The following is a 15,789-nucleotide window of genomic DNA, read 5'->3' as shown; positions in this document are numbered from 1 at the left end:
AGCGCGGAAACCGGACGCGGAAAATATCGAATTCGAGAATACGAACCGATTTTTACATCCAATTTTCAACTCCAGCAATACGACAATTGTGAATTAAATTAAAGTGTAATTCTTTGTCAAGTTCCTCAAGTTGTCACGATTCAATTGCCTGAGCCCGGCTTTACGGTAAGGATCTGTAATACATCCGGCATAAATCCGCCGGCCGCGCCCGCCGTTAGTCGAGATAATCGGCCGCGCGGCGCCTGAGCATCGCGCCGAAGTCGTCGAGCCAGTCGACCGAAAGCCGCCAGCTCTGCCAGTACAGGTCCACGTCGAGCGCGCGCCCCGCCACGAGCTCGACCAGCTCGCCGCACGCGAGATGCGATTCGACCATGCGCTCCGGACACATGCCCCAGCCGAGACCGTTCAGGCAGGCGCGCAGAAAACCGGCGACGTGCGGAATCCAGTGCAGCGGCGCGTCGACGGAAGCGCGCGTGACGCGGCGGATGAACCGCTTCTGCAACTGGTCCTTCGGGTTGAACTCGACGCAGGGCGCGCGGCGCAGCGAATCGGCCGACACGCCGCGCGCGAAATGGCGCCCGAAAAACGCCGGCGAGCAGACCGCCAGATACCGCATGCGCCCGAGCCGCGTCGAGCGGCATCCCTGCACCGGCTCGGCCTGGGTCGTCAGCGCGCCCTGCACGCTGCCGTCGCGCAACCGCTGCGCCGTGTGGTCCTGATCGTCGATGACGAGGTCGAGCAGAATCTCGCGCTCCACGCAAAAATCCGCCACCGCATCGACGAACCAGGTGCCGACGCTGTCGTCGTTCACGGCGATGCGCAGCGTCGGCCGCGTTTCGTCGAGCCCCGCCGACAGCGACGGCAGCCGCCCGCCCAACTCCGCCTCGAGCAGTCGCACGCGCTCCGCGTGGCGGCACAGCAGTGCCCCCGAGGCCGTCGCCTGGCACGGCTGGCCGCGCTTCACGAGCACCGTGCCGACGCGTTCCTCGAGCAGCTTCACGCGCTGCGAGACGGCCGACGGTGTGACGTTCAGCGCTCCCGCCGCGCGGTCGAACGAGCCGTAGCGCACCACAGCGGCGAGCGCGTCGAGCAGGGCGTAGTCGAGCATTAGCGCTCCTTAATCGGGTTTAATTGAATTAGCTTTTCTTAGGCCGGAGCACACGGCAGACTAGCGCCGTTTTCGCCGACTGTCCAACCCGCCCCGACCATGAACTGGCTTTCGTTTTTCAACGGCGCCGCGCTCTGCGCCTCGCTGATCGTCACCATCGGCGCGCAGAACGCGTTCGTGCTGCGCCAGGGCATCCTGCGCTCGCACGTCGGCAAGATCGTCGTGCTCTGCACGCTGTCGGACTTCGTGCTGATCGCGGCCGGCGTGGCCGGCGCCTCGGCGCTCGTCGAACGCTTTCCGGCCTTCGTGCACCTGATGCTCTACGCGGGGCTCGCCTGGCTGACGTGGTTCGGCCTCGGCGCGCTGCGGCGGGCGCTGCGGCCGGGCCATGCGGCGCTCGATACCACCACGACCGCCGATGCCGGCAACGCGACCGCGCAAACGGCGCAACGCGGCCCGTCGGTCGTGCTGATGACGCTCGCGTTCACGTGGCTCAATCCGCACGTCTATCTCGACACGTTCCTGCTGATCGGCACGGCCGGCGCGCGCGAGCCGCAGCCTGCGCGGCTCGCCTTCGCGCTCGGCGCGATGTCGGTCAGCGCGATCTGGTTCGTCGGGCTCGGCTACGGCGCGCGGGCGCTGGCCCCGCTGTTTCGCCGCGCGCTCGCGTGGCGCGTGCTCGACGGCGCCATCGGCGGCATGGTTCTGCTGATCGCGATCGCGCAATTGCGCTAGGGGCATTAAGCGTTAGGGGCTGGCCGCCGGAAGGGCCGAGCGCCGTTGCCATGCTCCAGACCGCCGACCCTTCCGGCGGCCGGCGCCAACCCGTCGTCGGCATCAACAGGCATTAACCCGCCTCCTCGCGCAGCAGGGCGTCGACGAGCGCCGGCGACACGTAGTGCGGGCCGTCGAACAGGTAGACGCGATAGCCGCGATAGGCGGCCAGTTGCGGCGCAAGCTCGGCCGCCGTCGCCGCGCGAAAGCCGCCGCCCTGCCGCGGCCGGAACGCCTCCGCGATGATTCGCACGCGCGCGCGGCCGAGACGCGCCGCGAGCGCGTCCGCATACTCGCGCGCCGCCGCCGGGCCGCGCGCATAGACGCCGCAGCCGTCCTGCAACAGGACGCCGACGTCGCGCGGCAGCCAGCCGTCGAGCCAGTTCGCCAGCGCCGCGCCGCCGATGTTGCTGTTGTCGTAGACGCTGATCCACAGCGGGCGGGGCAGTCGCGCGAGCTGCGGCCCCAGGCTCGGCGCGTCGCGCCAGGTCGGATCGACTTCAACCGGGAAATACCAGCCCGTGACATGTACGGGCGGCCGCACGGCCACGAGCTTCAGCGAGCGCTCGACGAGCGCCTCGACGTTCGCGCGCGCCTTCTTCTCGTCGGAATAGCCGGCCAGCCCGACGATCACGCCGCGCGCCCACGGCTCGTTCGCAATGCGCGTCCAGTCCGGCACGTGCGAAGCGGGCAGGCCCGCGCCGGCCATGAACGCGACGTCGTCGACGGCGAGCCATTGCACGAGCAGCTCGTTCACGCCGAGGCGCGCCCAGTCGCCGTGCAGGTCGAGGTGCGCGCTGTCGGGCTGCCAGACGACGCCCTGCGCGAGCGCGTCTGCATGGGCCCACACGCCGACCCGCGGCACGCAGCCGCCGGCCACCGCGAAAAGACCCAGCGCCGCGAGACGAGCGAGCGTCTCGCGGCGCGGCGGTCTCGGCCGCCGGTCCGGATGCGCGTTCGCGTTCGAGCTTGCCGTCATCGGAATTTCCTCAATAAGACAGGACCGTGCCGAAAAACACGCCGCCGCCGCGCGTATCGCCGACGACCCGCCAGCGGTACTGCAATGACACGTCCAGGTACGAGCGCGGCGAATCGTAGAAGCTGTCGCGGAACCAGTAGCGCGTCGAGAAGCCCACGCCGATGCCGACCGGGATGCTGCGATCGACGCTCGAATCGTAGTCGGCGCCGATCACGCCGTACGGGAACACCGTGAGCTTCGGACTGATGCCGTCGAGCCGCCAGGTGCGGCCCGCCTCGAGATAGCCCGTCCCGTAGTTCCAGCCGTTGCTGACGTAGTGCCCGACCTCGGCATAGTCCTGCACGGTCCACCACGACGGCACGTCGAGCCGCCGCGCGGTGCCGTAGCCGCCCGAGTAGGCGAGCCGCAGGATCCAGTCCGAGAGCGAGTGCGAGCCGAGCGGCACGAGCCGCTCGAACGCGACGACCGCGTTGACCGACGGCAACGGCTTGAAGCGCGCGCCCACGGCGCCGAGCGCCGTGGAGAGGCCGCTCGGCTCGTTGTCCTTGGCGCCGAGGTCCGTGTAGGTGCGCGCATAGACCTCGAACATCTGGTCGCCGAGCGAGCCGAACGGACGCCAGTAAGCCTCGAGCCCGGCCTGCCAGTTGTCGTAGGCGCCGGGCTCCGAGCCATTCGCGACGCCGGGCTGCAAGCCCGCCCCGCGGTAGTTCAGCGACGTGACGAAGCCCCAGTCGCGCGTCGCATCGGCATGCGCGTTGCGCAGGTCCTGGAGCTGCGTGAGCGAGGCCGGCGCGACGCCGGCGGGCGGGGCGGCGCCGTAGTCGATCGCGCGCGCGTAGTAGCGCGCGGCCAGCGCGTCGAAATGCGCGCGGTAGGCGCTGTAGGCCGCGTCCGCCGACGAGCCCGGCGGCAGTTGCCCGGCCTCGTCGGCTGCTGCGAAATACTCGAACGCGCGGCGGTCGTCGCCGGCCCGCTGCGCAAGATAAGCGGCCTGCAGCGGCGACATCGCGTCGAGCAGGCCCGCGTTCATCGCGTCGCGCGCCGCGCGGGCCGCGCCCGTCCCGTCGCCGGCGGCGACGAGCGCGTCGATCAGCTCGATGCGATGGACGGCGCTGCCCGGGTCCGCCGCCACGGCCTCGCGAGCATGGGCGACGGCGGCCGCCCGGTCGCCGCGCTGCGCGGCGAGCAGCGCCGCCCGGTGCGCGGCAAAACCGGAGTCCGCCGGATAGACGTCGCAGACGGTGCCGTACGGATCGACGGTGCAGTCGAACACGGGCAGCACGGTGGTCCCGACGCGCCGGGGACCGCCGCTGCCGGGCGCCGGCCCACCTGACGCACCCGGCAGCGGCAGCCGAGCGCGCGCGGCGTAGCGGCGCTCCGCGACGAGCGCGTCGGTGTCGTCGCCCGCCGGCTTGAGCGGCGCAAGCAGGTCGAGCGCGCGCTGCGGCTCGCCGTCGGCAGTCCAGACATCCGCCACGACGAGACGCGCCACGCGGCGCTCGCGCGCGGGTCCGCCGTCGATCCGCAGCGCCCGCGCGAAGTCGGCGTCCGCCTCGTCCCGGCGGCCCTGCGCGGCAAGCGCGGCGCCGCGCACCACGTAGAGCATCAGCGCGGGACCGACGCCGGCATCGATCGCATCGGTCGCGGCCTGTTCGAGGCCGGCCATGTCGCCCTGCGCGGCGAGCGCATCGAAGAGCTGCAGCCGATACCCGAGACGGTCGGGCGCGTAGCCGATCGCCTGCCGCGCGAACGCCGCCGCCTCGGCGAACGCGCCGCGTTGCCGGGCGGCCAGCGCCGCGGCGGCCGGTTTCGGCGCGAGCCGCGCGCCGATTTCGAGGCGCCGCTGGCGGAGTTCCGCGCGCTCGCCGAAGCGGTTCGTCGTATCGAGTACGGCCCGCCACGCCTCGCCGTCGCGACCCGCCGCGTTCAGCGCGTCGATGACGAGCAGCCGCAAGTTCAGCACGTCCGGGCGCAGCGCGATCGCTTCGTTCGCGGCGCGCAATGCGCCGGCGTAGTCGCCGGCGGCATAGGCCGCGTAGGCGCGCTGCGACGCCTGCCAGGCCGGCCCGCTCAGCACGCTGCCCGTGCCGTTGACCGCGCCCGCGGTCGTCGTCCCCGCCGCCGCAGCCCGGCGCGCCGCGCGCGCGGCGGCCAGTTGCGCGTCGATCTCGCGTTGCCGCGCGACGAGCGACGGGTCGGGGCCGAGCGCGCGAATCGCCTCGGCAAGCGTGCGACTCGCCTCGGCCATGCGCCGCTGCGCGGCCTGGGCGTTCGCGAGCAAAAGACGCAGCGACGCGACGTCGGGCCGCTGACGAATCGCCTCCCGCGCGTGCGCCTCGGCCCGCGCATAGTCGCGCTGCCGGTACGCGTCGTAGCCCTCCTGCGCCACGCGGTACGCCGCGCCGCCCAGCGGCAACGGCAGCGCGACCGGCGGCGCGGCGCGGGCCGATGCGACGCATCCCGCGCACAGCATGCCGAGCAATAGCAGCCGTGCGAACCCCGGCGCGAACCCGGGCACCCACCCCAGCGCGCGCCGCCGGCTGCCGGCCGGAAGCGGATCGGAAACGCCTCGCGTCATGTCGTCCATCGCGCGGTCACCGCTTCGTTGCGCAGACGCTGCTGCTCGTCGATCGCGCTCTGGAGCGCCTCGCTCGTAATCACGCCGTGCTCGACCATGTAGTCGCCGATGCGGCCGTGCTCGGCCGGCTTGTAGCGCGCCAGCGCCGCCTCGAATGCGTCGCGCCGGACGTGGCCGCGCTCGATCAGCAGGTCGCCGAGCAGCGGCACTGGCCGCCGCGCGGCGGCCGCGCCGGCGGAAACGGGGGACGCGGCATCGGAAGGCACGGCGGAAACGGCAGCGACCGGCGCCCCGGTCTCATCGGCGGACGTCGCCCCGCTTTCCGCCCCGTCCTCCGCCCGGCTTGCGCCCACCACGGGCGCGCCGAGCAGCAGGCGGATGCCGTCGGCGATCTCGCCTTCGCGCGCGATGCGCTGCACGACCGGTTTGCCCACGGCGCCCTGCACGGCCGCGAGCGTGTCGCCAGCGAGCGGATTCGCGGTAAGCAGCACGGCGTGGCCCGTCGCGTCCTCGCCCTGCGGCAGCACGCGATGGCGCACCACGAGTTCGACCGGCAGTTGCCCGGCATGCGCGCGCAGCAGGTCCGCGTCGAGATGGCCGCGCGGCAGGCCCGCCTGGAACGCGATCGCCTCGGCGAGCGTCTCCTCGTCGAGCCAGCCGCGCGCCATCAGCACGCGGCCGAGCGGAGCCTGCTGCGCGTGCTCGGCTTTCAGGGCGAGCGCGAGCTTGTCCTCGTCGATGGCCTGCCACGACACCAGCAGCTCGCCGAGCCGCTGATGCCGGTCCCTGAAGCCGTCCGACGAGGGGAAGTCGTGCATCGTCTTGTCCCAGACAAGCCGCCGGCCCGTCGCGAGATGGACGAGGAACATCCGCCAGGCGCGCGCGACGGCCATGAAGTTGACGAAGTTGCCGATCACCATGCGCGGCACCGAGAGCAGCCCGTGCGCCCAGCCGTAGAGCCGCGTCACGAAGTACACGCGCTGGACGATGCGCGTCGCGAACGCGGCGACGTTGGCCCAGAGCAGCGCGACGACGAACGGCGAATCGGAAAACGGCGAGGCGATCAGCGGCGGCCCGATGCCGAACGCCTGCGCGCCCGCGAACAGCACGAACTGCACGAGCAGCAGGTAGGCGACGATGCCGACGAACGACGTGACGATGCCCTTGCGGTCGTGCGCCAGCAGGTAGCGGTTCGCGAGCGAGCCGCGCCAGCCCATCTGCTGCCAGCCCTGCAGCCCGATGCCGAGGGTCCAGCGCGCACGCTGCCGGTAGGCGGTACGGAACGTGTCGGGGAAGAACTCGCGCACGCACAGCGGCATCGTCAGCGTGACGTCGCGCTCGCGGCCGAAGCCGAACCACGACTTGCGGCGCGCGGCGAATTGCACGGGAAAGCGCGCGAAAATCGAGTTCATCCCCATGCGGGCAAGCCGCGCGCCGACGTCGTAGTCCTCGGTCAGCGTCTCGGTGTTGAAGGGCTGGTTGTCCGTCTGCTCGCACAGGGCGAGCAGCGCGCGCCGCGAGAAGCAGGTGCCGACGCCCGCCGAGGGCACCGCGCCCGCGATGCTCTCGCGCACGACGAGATCCTTCGCGTGCCATTCCGCGAACTCGTCCATGTAGGTGCCCGCGACGAGCTCGAACCAGTCGCGCTCGAGCGAGGCCACGGGAAGCTGGATCATGTCCTTGCGCGGCAGCAGGTAGTTGAAGAAGCGCAATTCGAGCGGATGCAGCACGTCCTCGCTGTCGTGCAGGATCACGCCCGCGAACTCGACGCCGGTGTCGCACTCGCGGCGAAAGATCGCCTGGACGATCCAGTTCAGGCAGTCGGCCTTGCAGGTCGGCCCGTCGTGCGGCACCTCCACGCGCTGGAGCTGCTTGTAGCGCCGGCGCATGCGCTCCACCTCGGCGATGGTCGGCGCGTCGTTGCGGTAGGTGCCGACGAACACCACGTAATTCGTGTAGTCGAGCACGCGCACGAGCTCCGCGACCATCGACGCGATCACGTCCTCCTCCTGCCAGGCCGGCACCACGATCGCGAGCGGCTGCTGCTCGCGCGCGAGCAGTTGCTCGACCGTGAGCGGCCGGTAGCGGCGCCGGATCGTGAAGTGGCGGATCGTCAGGCGCGTCCAGTACCAGACGTCGATGAACAGGTCGTCGAGGCTCGAGAGCAGGATGAGCACGGCCAGTACCGCAGCCAGGTACTCCATGCCGCGGTAGTAGTGGGCGGCGAAATAGGCCGCCCACCATTTGAACGCGTCGAAAGTCACGGTCAGCCCTGTCGGTGGTCCCCGTTCCCGGCGCCGGACTTCTGCGCGGCGGCGCTCTTCGCGCGCCGGCGCCGCCGCGCGCGGCCCGCGGCCCAGATCAGCAGCAGCAACAGGACGATCGCGGCGCCCGGCAGCACCCAGCTCGACAGATGGCCGCCGAGCCAGACGTTCGACTCGTCCGTGGTCGGCACGCCGCCCGCGTGCAGCGTGTCGAACTGCCGGAGCGTGCCGCTGCCGTCGACCACGGCCACGTCGCCCGTCTGCAGATGCAGCGACGGGCCCAGCACCGGCGCGCGCGCGCCGACCGTGCGATAAAGCACGCCCGGCTGGCCGCCCGCGCGCACCACCTCGATCACGCCGATGCCCGTGAGCCCCGAAACGTCCGCGAGCGTGTTGCCCGAACGGCCCTTGAGCACCATCCGGTCGCCGTCGAACGTCGCGCGGGCGGTCTCGTCGCGCAGCGCGACGTCGGCCGCGAGAAACGGCCCCGCCGGTTGCGCCGCGCCGTCGCCGGGCGCGACCGAGAACGTCGCGCGCGTCGGCGCGACGCCGGCCGCGTTGGCGAGCCGCGCGAGTCGCGGCAGCGACGCCGCCGGATCGGCAAGATACGCCTCGGGCACGAGCACCTGCGTCTGCTGCGAGAAGCGCGCCACCATGCCCGTGAAGTCGTCCTCGAGCGACGCCGTGCCGAGCACGAGGTAGCTGCCGGGCAGCACCGCGGCCGGATAGCCTTCCGCGCGCGGCTGGCAACCGCCTTCGGGCTGGCGCTGGAACACTACGCGCAACTGGTTGATCGAGCCGAGCGCATAAAGCGGAATGGGCGCGCTGACGAGCTGGGCGCGGCCGTCGGTATCGAGCAACTGCGAGCCGATCAGCACGCCGTTGAAGAAGATCGACGCGGTCTGCCCGTTGCGGCTCGACGCCGGCGCGGCCGCGAGCTCCAGCACCACGCGGCGCGGAATCTTGCCGCCGCCCGACACCGAGGCGAGATCGAAACTCGCCTGCCATTCGGCGCTCGTCAGCACGTTGAGCGAGCGCGGCGTGCCGCCCGCGAGCGCAAGCGCGAGACGGTCGCTGTCGCCGCCCGCGCCGACGTTCGGCGCGCTGTCGAGCGCATGGACGACGAGCCGGTCCGCCACGTTGACGGGATTCCAGGTGCGCGAGAGCGCGGCCACGCCGGTGCTGTCGCCGACGACGACCTCGGCCTGGCCGCCGAGCCTCGCAAGCCGCAGCTCGCCCGGTTCGAGCGGCGTGGCGAGCGCGCCGGCAGCGCGGCGGCGCCAGGCGTCGAAGGCGGGCGCCGCATCGGCGGAAACGCCCGCGACCTGCGCGCGCAACGCGTCGAGCGCCGCGTTCACGCGCTGCCGCAACGCCTCGTCCGAGACCACGACGTCGGGCGCGAACGCGCCGCGCGGCGCGAGCGCGATCAACGCGCCCAGCTCGGCCGGACTCGCGATCCGGTGCGTGCCGCCCGAGGCGAGCGCGGCGAACGCGGGCACGGACTGCAGCGGTGCGGGCACGCTCACGCCCGTCAGGTCGACCGTGTCGCCGACCGCCGGCAGCACGGCCACCAGCGGGCTGTCGCCGGCCCGCATCAGCAGCGCCTCGATGCGCCACGCGGCGTCGTAGGCGCCGGGCGAGACGCGCGGGCCGGCCACGAGCAGCGTCGGGGCGGGCCTCAGCGCGCTCCAGGCGGCGCGCACGTCGTCGATGGCGGCCGTGTCGAACTGGTAGGTCAACCGCGAGGTCGGCGCGGCGCGCCACAGGTTACCGATGGCGGTCTGGTCGGCGCAGACGCTGTCGTTCAGCACCGACGACCACTGCATCCCGACGCGCACGAACCCCGACGGCCGCGGCGCGCCGTCCACGCCGATGCTGACCGAGCCGTCGCCCTGGGGATCGCTGAAACCGCGCGCCAGCACGGGCGTGCCGTCGAGCGAGAGCACGAAGGTCGTCCGGCCGCCGTCGGCGCGCAGGTAATGGGCGTCGAGCTGCAACGTCGCGCCGCTGATCGGCAGACCAACAGGCACCGGAAAGTAGAACTCCTGGCTCGCATCGGGCGCGCGCAGCACCACCGGCCCGGTCACGCCCAGGTCGGCGAGCGAGATGCTGCGCGACTCCACCCGGCCCGCGCCCAATTGCGCGAACGCGGCGGCGAGGTCGCCCGGGGCGGCCCACGCCGCCCCGGCCGCCAGGGCGAGCACGGCGAACGCCGTCGCCCGGACGGCGGACAGGAACAGCCGGCCCGGCGCGCGGCGCCGCGAAGTCGGATTGGATACCACGTCTGAAGCCCCTTCTGTGCTGTGGTGGGTACGGCCCTGATGCGGACGGCTCCGCGCGCCGCGACGCGACGCGTATCCGGCCATCTCCTTCTTCCCGCCGCGGCGCCCTGCTGCCGCTGCTACCCTGCCGTCGCCTTCCGCCAGGCGCGCAGCGCCGGATGGCGATAGCCCGGCAGCGCCTCGCTCGCGAACGGCTCGAACGGCCTGCCCGTCAGCGCGGCCACGATGCGCTCCGAGGCGCGGCCGTCGCCGTAGGGATTCACGCGCCGCGCGAACGCGCGCCGCTCGTCTTCGTCGTCGACCAGCGCCATGACGGCCGCGACGATCGCCTCGCGGTCGGTGCCGACGAGACGCACGGTGCCCGCCGCCAGCGCCTCCGGGCGCTCGGTCACGTCGCGCATCACGAGCACCGGCTTGCCGAGCGACGGCGCCTCCTCCTGCACCCCGCCGGAGTCGGTCAGCACGAGCGCGGCGCGCTGCATCAGCCGCACGAAGCCGGCATATTCTAGCGGCTCGGTCAGGTGGACATGGGGGACGTTGCCGAGCGCGGCAAGCACGGGGCCGCGCACGTTCGGATTCAGATGGACGGGATAGACGATCCGCATCCTGCCGGTCTGCGCGAGCGCGGCGAGCGCCGCGCAGATATGGGCGAAACCCGCGCCGAAACTTTCGCGGCGGTGCCCGGTGACGAGCACGATCGGCTTGCCGTCGTCGGGAAACGGCAACTGCGCGTCGAGCCGCGCGCGCAGCGCGGCGTCGCCGTCGAGCTGCGCGCACATCAGACGCAGCGCGTCGATTACCGTGTTGCCCGTCACGATGGCGCGGCCGCCGAGCGCCTCGGCCCGCAGGTTCGCAGCCGCGCTCGCGGTCGGCGCGAACAGCAGGTCGCTCACCACGTCGACCACGCGCCGGTTCATTTCCTCGGGCCACGGTTCGTGCAGATTGCCGGTGCGCAGCCCGGCCTCGACGTGGCCAACCGGAATGCGGCGATGAAAGGCTGCGAGCGCGCCGGCCGCGCTCGTGGTCGTGTCGCCGTGCACGAGCACGCGGTCCGGGGCCACGGCGGCGAGCACGCCGTCGAGCCCGGCGAACAGACGCGCGGCGAGGCCGTTGAGCGTCTGGTCGGCCGTCATGGCCTCGAGATCGTGGTCGGGCACGATGCCGAAAAGGTCGAGCACCTGCCGGAGCATCGTCTGGTGCTGGCCCGTCACGCAGACGACGGACTGCACACCCGGCTCGGCTTCGAGACGCCTGACGAGCGGCGCCATCTTGATGGCTTCGGGCCGCGTGCCGAAGATCGACAGAATACGCATGGACAGCTTTCCGGTTCGGGTTACCAGTGCAGTGCAGTGCGGGCCACGAAACGGGCACCGTCGCGCGCAACGCCGTCGTTGCCGTAACCGACAACGCCGCCGTGCCGTAAACGGTTGACGGCTTCCGGACCGGCAGGTCCCGAAGCCAACGAACGCTACCGGAAAGTTTGTTTATTTCGGCCGACGGCCGACCGGTTTCGTTTCAGCATCCACGGCGCCGACACAATTATCTGCGCAGCGCGACAATCGCGGCGCGAAACTGCGCCCGCATCATACCTGCCCTGCCCCGGCCGGTCGGCGCGATCGTCACGGCAGGATTTCGCCGCGGTCGTTCACGAACACGAGGCCCCTCGTCCCTTTCCGCTGCCCCAGCGCGAAAACCACGCCCGGCATGTCCGTATCGATGTCGAGCGGTGCCGCGTTCGTGCCCATCGCCGGGCGCGACGACCTGCCGGGCGCGCGTATTCGCGGGCCGGCGCGCCACGCGCGAGCGCATCCGCATGTTGAGCACGGCCTTGCTCGCGCGATACCCCTCCCAGCCGCCACGCTCGTTGCCGGTCACGCTGCCGCCGGGCGCCGAGGACACGACCGCGACGCTCGCCTCGCCGCGAAAAGTCCGTTCGCTCATGAACCTGCTCTTTCACGAAACCCGCCCGTCATGCCTCGGGCCGCGCGCTCACGAGCCCTTCGAGCACGGTATCGAGCGCCACCTCGCCCTTGCGCGTATGGGCTTCGTCGGCCTCGAAACGCAACCACCCGGCGTTGAAGCCGTCGAGCATCTGCATGCGCGGCAGCGGGTTGCGCATGCCCTGGACGCGGAACGTGGCCTCCCAGACTTCGCGCGGCACCGGCGCCATGCGCACGCCGCGCGCCAGCGCCTTCGCGAGCCCCGCCGCGAGATCGTCCGGACTCAGCCGCCGCGGCCCCTCCAGCTCGACCGTGCGCACGCCGCGCCAGTCGTCCAGCAGCATCTGCGCGGCGGTACGGCCCACGTCGGCCGTCGCGACCATCGGCAGCACGCGATCGAGCGGCTGCAGGAAGCTCGGCACGACGCCGCTCGCGCGCGCCGCCCCGATATCCCACGCGACGTTCTCGATGAACCAGGCCGCGCGCAGGAACGCGACCGGCATCGGCAACTCGCCGAGCTGCGCCTCCATCATGCCGAGCTGGCTCAGCAGATTCGTCTGCGTGGCCTGCGCGCCGACCGTGGACAGGCACACGACCCTGCGCGGTCGCGCGGCCTCGAGCGCGGCCCGCACGGCGCCAATCATCGCGCGCTCATCGCCGACGGCCGGCTCGTCGAGCTCTTTCCCGACTGGGCCGACGAGCGTTTCGCGCTCTACGCGCTCTATCCGTCGCGCCGCCACCTGCCGGCCAAAGTACGCACGTTCCTCGAATTCCTCCAGACGCTCGCCGCGCCCGTCGCGTCGCCTTCGCCGCGACGCAAACGCGACCCGGCGAACGCCGCGAAAACGTTGCCGGGATGACTGCAGAATCCCGGGGGCCATGACAGAATCGCATCGACTCTGATCCAGTACGAGAGATTCAGCTATGCCCGATCAGGTGCCTGACGCCTTCAACGCAGAACAGATCATCCCCGGCTTCATCGCCCCCGTATTGCCCCAACACCGACCGGACCGCGCCGCCCTCGACGCCGCCGAACGCAACACGCGGCACTGGACGAGCAGCGAGCCCGGCCCGCTCACCCCGGGCTCCGACGCGCACCGCCGCGAGACCTGCCGGATGTTTCGCGAAACCTTCAACCCGTATCGCCCGTCCGTGCTCGAATGGCCGAAGCTCGAGCCCGCCACCCTCAAGCGTATCGTCTCGCTGCCGATCTGGGACATCGCCGTGCAGACCGAGGGCAAGGCGCGCCTGCGCATGGCGGCCTACGCGGCCACGCTCGACGACGCGCAGATGCGCGACGCGCTCGCACTGAACGCCTGGGAAGAAAACCGCCACAAGGAAGTGCTCTCGCGCATGGTGGCCGCCTACGGCATCGCGCTCGCGAGCGAGCCGCCCTACCGCGTTCCGAAGGACGCCGAGTGGGCCTACCTCGTGACGGGCTACAGCGAGTGCATCGACAGCTTCTTCGCATTCGGCCTGTTCGAGCTCGCGCGCCGCTCCGGCCTCTTTCCGCCCGAGCTGATCGAGACGTTCGAACCCGTCATCCAGGAGGAGTGCCGGCACATCCTGCTGTTCGCGAACTGGGTGGCCTGGCACCGCGCGCGGCTCTCGCTCTGGAAGCGCATCCGCTTCGAGCTGAAGGTCCTGGCCGTCTGGGGCTTTCTCCTGCGCGAGCGCCTCGGCTTCGCGCGCGCGATCGACGCCGAGGGCAACGAGCACCGGCAGGACAACAACTTCACCGTGAACGGCGCGAAGTCGATGTCGGACACGGAGATTCGCGTGCCCGAGCTGATGCGCCTGTGCCTCTCCGAGAACGACCGGCGCTTCTCCGGCTACGACAGGCGCCTGCTGCGCCCGGAGACGATGCCGCGGCTCGTGCGCTTCGCGCTGCGCTTCATGCGCAAGAGCCGCGACGCCCCGGCCGCCTGAGTACGGCTACGGCGGCTGCCTGAGTGCGGCCATCGCCGCCGTCGCGCCCACCGCGAGCCGGCGCCCGCCGTCGCCGATCTCGCGGGCGCCTTGCCCGTGTTTCGCCTACGTTTCGCCCGCGCCTCGCCGTGCGTCCGGGCCGCGCCAGGCGGCGACGCAGGCCGCGCACGGTAAGCGGCCGTAATCGTCGCGCCTTCGTTCAAAGCGCCCGCCTCGCCGGGTCTCCGGTTACTTCTGTTATGGTTGGCGGTTAGAATCAGGCCGTTCAGGCAGGGCCGGCGGCCATACGGCCCCTGCCCGCCGGCCCCGCGTCATCGTCCCGGCGGAGCACGGCCGCAGGCCCCGCTCCGCTTCGTCCGTCTTCCCGCACGCCCCGCCCATGTCCCTCGACCAGCTTCTCAAACTCGGCGCCGAGCATCAAAACGCAGGACGCCTCGATCTCGCCGAAACCCATTACCGGCAGGCGCTCGGCGTCTCGCCCGGCCATCGCGAGGCGTACATCGGGCTCTCCCTCGTGCTGATCCGCACGAACCGCTACGACGACGCCATCGGCTATCTGAGCCGGCTGCTGAAGAACGGCGACGACACCGTCGTCGTGCACCGGCAGCTCGGGCTCGCCCACGCCGGCGCGGGCCGCCTGAAGCCCGCGCTCGAGCATTTCCTGCGCGTTCTCGCCCTCGAACCCGACGACCCGCCGACGCTGCACGTCGTCGCCAACCTCCAGCAGGCGCTCGGGATGCGCGAGCAGGCGAGCGCCACGTTCCGGCGCGCCGTCGAAAAGCGGCAGATCGTCGTCGTGCCGGCCGCCGTCTCGCCGCCGGACTTCCGCGCGCTGTTCGTCTTCGCGCCGGGCGCCGGCAACACGCCGGTCACGTTCCTCGTCGAGAAGGCGCGTTTCGAGACCAACGTCGTCAACATGCTGCACGACTTCGACTACGACCTCGAGCAGCTACGCGCCAGCGCGGACGTGGTCGTCAATCTCATCTCCGACGTCGACCAGAGCCAGGCGCTGCTCGAGCCGGCGCAGGCGCTCGTCGAGCGCATCGGCAAGCCCGCGCTCAATCCGCCGAAGCTCGTCGCCGAAACCAGCCGCGACGCGGTGGCGCGGCGCCTTGCCGGCACGCCCGGCTGCATCGTGCCGCAAACGCACTTCTACCAGGCCGCGGAATTGCGCGACCGCGTGAGCGAGAACGCCGGCCACGACGCGCTGCCGATTCCGTTCCCGCTGCTCGTGCGCCCGGCCGGCACGCACGGCGGCGACAACTTCGAGAAGATGGAGAGCACGGCGGAACTCGCCAGATTCCTCGCGAAGCACGATCTGCCCGGGTTCTATCTGACGTCGTTCGTCGACTACCGCTCCGCCGACGGATACTTCCGCAAGTACCGCTTCTTCTACGTCAACGGCGAGATCCTGCCGTACCACCTCGCCATCGACGAGAAATGGAAGATCCACCACAACACGACGCCGATGGCCGACATAGCGTGGATGCAGGACGAGGAGAAGACCTTCCTCGAAGAGCCGTGGAGCGTGTTCGGCGAGTCGCAGCGCGAGGCGCTGCGCGCGATCCGGGACACCATCGGCCTCGACTACTTCGGCATCGACTGCGGGCTCGACCGCGAGGGCGCCATCGTCGTCTTCGAGGTCAACGCGAGCATGCTCGCGCACGGCAACAACAGCCGCTTTCCCTACAAGACCGAGGCGGTCGAGCGCATCAGGCAGGCGTTCCACGCGCTGCTCGAACGCACGGCGCTCGGCGCGCGCGCGGCGAACCCGCCCGCCGGCTGAGGCCGGCCCCGCCTATCCCGCGAATAGCGGGGCGCAACGTGCTCATTTCCGGCCGTCGCGCGGCCGGGCCTTGCCGTAACCTTCAGACTGGACGCCTCTACCGCCAGACTGGCCGTTCGTCCGGCCGGGCCGCCGCGTCCGCGCGTGCC

At 71.4% G+C, this 15,789-nt stretch carries 11 protein-coding genes; 3 read left to right on the top strand and 8 right to left on the bottom strand.

What is annotated here, in order from left to right:
* Positions 1-214: 214 nt before the first annotated feature.
* Complete coding sequence (locus tag CY652_RS01495; protein ID WP_102128892.1) at positions 215-1,108, bottom strand: LysR family transcriptional regulator ArgP; 894 nt, start codon at positions 1,106-1,108, stop codon at positions 215-217.
* A gap of 99 nt (positions 1,109-1,207) precedes the next feature.
* Between CY652_RS01495 and CY652_RS01490 the strand changes: the two genes are divergently transcribed.
* On the top strand, positions 1,208-1,843 hold the full coding sequence (locus tag CY652_RS01490; protein ID WP_102128891.1) for a LysE/ArgO family amino acid transporter: 636 nt from the start codon (positions 1,208-1,210) through the stop codon (positions 1,841-1,843).
* Between the two features lie 112 nt (positions 1,844-1,955).
* Here CY652_RS01490 and CY652_RS01485 read toward each other — a convergent pair whose 3' ends face one another.
* The 7 genes from CY652_RS01485 to CY652_RS24335 all read right to left on the bottom strand — a co-directional run bounded on the left by CY652_RS01485 (position 1,956) and on the right by CY652_RS24335 (position 12,569).
* Positions 1,956-2,861 (bottom strand): hypothetical protein, encoded by a 906-nt coding sequence (locus CY652_RS01485; RefSeq protein ID WP_258002143.1) that lies wholly within the window; start codon positions 2,859-2,861, stop codon positions 1,956-1,958.
* Positions 2,862-2,871: 10 nt separating this feature from the next.
* On the bottom strand, positions 2,872-5,439 hold the full coding sequence (locus tag CY652_RS01480) for an NfrA family protein (protein WP_102129020.1): 2,568 nt from the start codon (positions 5,437-5,439) through the stop codon (positions 2,872-2,874).
* Complete coding sequence (locus tag CY652_RS01475) at positions 5,436-7,703, bottom strand: glycosyl transferase family protein (protein WP_258002142.1); 2,268 nt, start codon at positions 7,701-7,703, stop codon at positions 5,436-5,438. The genes CY652_RS01480 and CY652_RS01475 overlap by 4 nt, the downstream gene beginning before the upstream one ends.
* 2 nt (positions 7,704-7,705) lie before the next feature.
* Positions 7,706-9,985: a cellulose biosynthesis cyclic di-GMP-binding regulatory protein BcsB gene (locus CY652_RS01470; protein ID WP_258002141.1), complete on the bottom strand. Its 2,280-nt coding sequence runs from the start codon at positions 9,983-9,985 to the stop codon at positions 7,706-7,708.
* 119 nt (positions 9,986-10,104) lie between these two features.
* Complete coding sequence (wecB, locus tag CY652_RS01465; protein WP_102128890.1) at positions 10,105-11,298, bottom strand: non-hydrolyzing UDP-N-acetylglucosamine 2-epimerase; 1,194 nt, start codon at positions 11,296-11,298, stop codon at positions 10,105-10,107.
* 226 nt (positions 11,299-11,524) lie between these two features.
* Positions 11,525-11,926 (bottom strand): hypothetical protein, encoded by a 402-nt coding sequence (locus CY652_RS23725; protein WP_146009998.1) that lies wholly within the window; start codon positions 11,924-11,926, stop codon positions 11,525-11,527.
* Positions 11,927-11,954: 28 nt separating this feature from the next.
* Entirely contained in the window at positions 11,955-12,569 is a 615-nt protein-coding gene (locus CY652_RS24335; RefSeq protein WP_180970365.1) for an NmrA family transcriptional regulator, read from the bottom strand.
* A gap of 280 nt (positions 12,570-12,849) precedes the next feature.
* Here CY652_RS24335 and CY652_RS01455 point away from each other — a divergent pair, with 280 nt between their 5' ends.
* Together CY652_RS01455 and CY652_RS01450 are read left to right on the top strand one after the other, a co-directional pair.
* A complete protein-coding gene (locus tag CY652_RS01455; protein WP_102128889.1) occupies positions 12,850-13,854 on the top strand; it encodes a hypothetical protein in 1,005 nt (334 codons plus the stop codon).
* Between the two features lie 379 nt (positions 13,855-14,233).
* Complete coding sequence (locus CY652_RS01450; RefSeq protein ID WP_102128888.1) at positions 14,234-15,640, top strand: tetratricopeptide repeat protein; 1,407 nt, start codon at positions 14,234-14,236, stop codon at positions 15,638-15,640.
* The last annotated feature ends 149 nt before the right edge of the window (positions 15,641-15,789 follow it).

Origin of the sequence: Burkholderia sp. WAC0059 (genome assembly GCF_002870125.1) — a bacterium.
In the GTDB taxonomy this organism is placed as follows: domain Bacteria; phylum Pseudomonadota; class Gammaproteobacteria; order Burkholderiales; family Burkholderiaceae; genus Paraburkholderia.
The sequence above is the reverse complement of the archived record's forward strand: the minus strand, read 5'-3'. Positions and strand labels throughout refer to the sequence as shown.

Coding starts and splice junctions, on each gene's coding strand:
- CY652_RS01455 (WP_102128889.1), top strand. CDS start 12,850: ATGCCCGATCAGGTGCCTGACGCCTTCAACGCAGAACAGATCATCCCC.
- CY652_RS01450 (WP_102128888.1), top strand. CDS start 14,234: ATGTCCCTCGACCAGCTTCTCAAACTCGGCGCCGAGCATCAAAACGCA.
- CY652_RS01490 (WP_102128891.1), top strand. CDS start 1,208: ATGAACTGGCTTTCGTTTTTCAACGGCGCCGCGCTCTGCGCCTCGCTG.
- CY652_RS01495 (WP_102128892.1), bottom strand. CDS start 1,108: ATGCTCGACTACGCCCTGCTCGACGCGCTCGCCGCTGTGGTGCGCTAC.
- CY652_RS23725 (WP_146009998.1), bottom strand. CDS start 11,926: ATGAGCGAACGGACTTTTCGCGGCGAGGCGAGCGTCGCGGTCGTGTCC.
- wecB (WP_102128890.1), bottom strand. CDS start 11,298: ATGCGTATTCTGTCGATCTTCGGCACGCGGCCCGAAGCCATCAAGATG.
- CY652_RS01480 (WP_102129020.1), bottom strand. CDS start 5,439: ATGACGCGAGGCGTTTCCGATCCGCTTCCGGCCGGCAGCCGGCGGCGC.
- CY652_RS24335 (WP_180970365.1), bottom strand. CDS start 12,569: ATGATTGGCGCCGTGCGGGCCGCGCTCGAGGCCGCGCGACCGCGCAGG.
- CY652_RS01485 (WP_258002143.1), bottom strand. CDS start 2,861: ATGACGGCAAGCTCGAACGCGAACGCGCATCCGGACCGGCGGCCGAGA.